At 65.9% G+C, this 1,479-nt stretch carries 2 protein-coding genes and 1 pseudogene; all 3 read left to right on the plus strand.

Annotated features, from left to right (window positions below; all coding sequences use genetic code 11):
* The coding region (locus EN781_RS32405; protein WP_145965785.1) for a hypothetical protein at positions 1 to 204 on the plus strand (204 nt) is incomplete at its 5' end.
* A gap of 11 nt (positions 205 to 215) precedes the next feature.
* Positions 216 to 722 (plus strand): DUF1036 domain-containing protein, encoded by a 507-nt coding sequence (locus EN781_RS32410; RefSeq protein WP_245455435.1) that lies wholly within the window; start codon positions 216 to 218, stop codon positions 720 to 722.
* Positions 719 to 1,479, plus strand: a pseudogene (locus tag EN781_RS32415) (M23 family peptidase); the annotation flags it as partial. The gene EN781_RS32410 and the pseudogene EN781_RS32415, both read left to right, overlap by 4 nt.

The following is a 1,479-nucleotide window of genomic DNA, read 5'->3' on the forward strand; positions in this document are numbered from 1 at the left end:
ATCGGGCTCGGCGCCGCCGACAAAGCCGCCGGCAAGGTGCTGCCGCAGATCATCCTGGTGATCACGGGCCCGCGGGATGTCAAGGCCGCCGTCTTCTCTGCACCAACCCCGGTTTCGGCGCTGCTGCCCAGGATCCTTGACGAGATCGAAGCCAACAGATCCGACTACTCCGCCACCGCCAAATATTTCCGGCTCGGCGGGTAGCATGGACGCCGATGGAAATCCGCCGCTCGCGTTCTTCCTTCCCGCCCGTCGTCCCGCCACGCAAGCTGCGTGATCGGGCCCGAACCCTGCTTGGCCTGATCGGCCGCGCCAGGCCTGCCGCGATCCCGTTCGCGGCACTGCTGACGATCCTGTCGATCGGCCACGCCCGCGCGGAGTTCACGGTCTGCAATCAGACCCTCGACGTCGTCAATCTTGCCGTCGGCCAGAAGGTCGACAATGCCGACCAGACCGACGGCTGGTGGACCATCGGCGCCAACCAGTGCGTGAACGTCATTCGCGAGGAGCTGACCAACCGCTACATCTACATCTATGCGACGGACGTGTTCGGCCATGCGATCCTGGGCGGCTCGACCGAAATGTGCATCGACCGGCGCCGCTTCTCGATCCGCGGCATTAACGAATGCTGGCAGCGCGGCCACATCGCCGCGCGGTTTGTCGAAGTCGATACGCTTGAACAGGTGCGCTGGACCTTCTTCCTGACCGGAAACAGCCCGTGACTCACAGCATCGACACGAGCTTCAGGCGGAAAAGGGAGGCGCGGCTGGCGCTGCGCAGGCGCAAGGTCTGGCGCCGCTTCGGCGTTGGCCTTGCGGCGATCGTCCTGGCTGCGGCCGCCATGGGTTTCTATCTTACCGCCGACTATTGGTCGTTCGGCGACGAGGACGAGGAACTGCAGGCTGTCGAGGGCACGGAGGATGTCCCGGCCGACGCGTCGGTCTATGTGCCCGCCATAATCGATCTCGCCGGGGACCCGATGTGGATCACCCTCGCCCCCGATGCCGACACCTCGGCGAAAGGCCATGCGGTCGCGCGGCCGGCGGAGCTCGACCAGGCCGGGATTTCGCCGCAACTCGAGATCCTGTCCGACGTGATGCTCAGCGCCAGCGAAAAGTTCATGACCACCATCCCCTCGACACAGGAGGATTTCGCCTTCTTCCAGGCGCAGCGGCAGACCCCTCCGAAGCCCCCGGCTTCCGCACCCGATCAGCAACCCGCCCCACCCGCGCCGGCTGCAACCGGCGACCAGCAAGGCGACCTGGACAACGAACTCCAGCAGGCGCCCGACGAGAGCGGAACGCCTGACGGTCCGGCGCCCAAGGCAGATGCCGACGATCCGGAGGCTGGCTGGGGTGAGACCGTCGATCAGGGCGAAGCCGCCCTTCCCGCCTTCAAGAAGACCGAGATCGAGAACAATACGACCGTCGCGACCGTCGCCAGCGAGTACCAGCGCTTCGAGGCGACCGAAGACACGTT

The organism is Mesorhizobium sp. M4A.F.Ca.ET.090.04.2.1, assembly GCF_003999085.1.
In the GTDB taxonomy this organism is placed as follows: domain Bacteria; phylum Pseudomonadota; class Alphaproteobacteria; order Rhizobiales; family Rhizobiaceae; genus Mesorhizobium.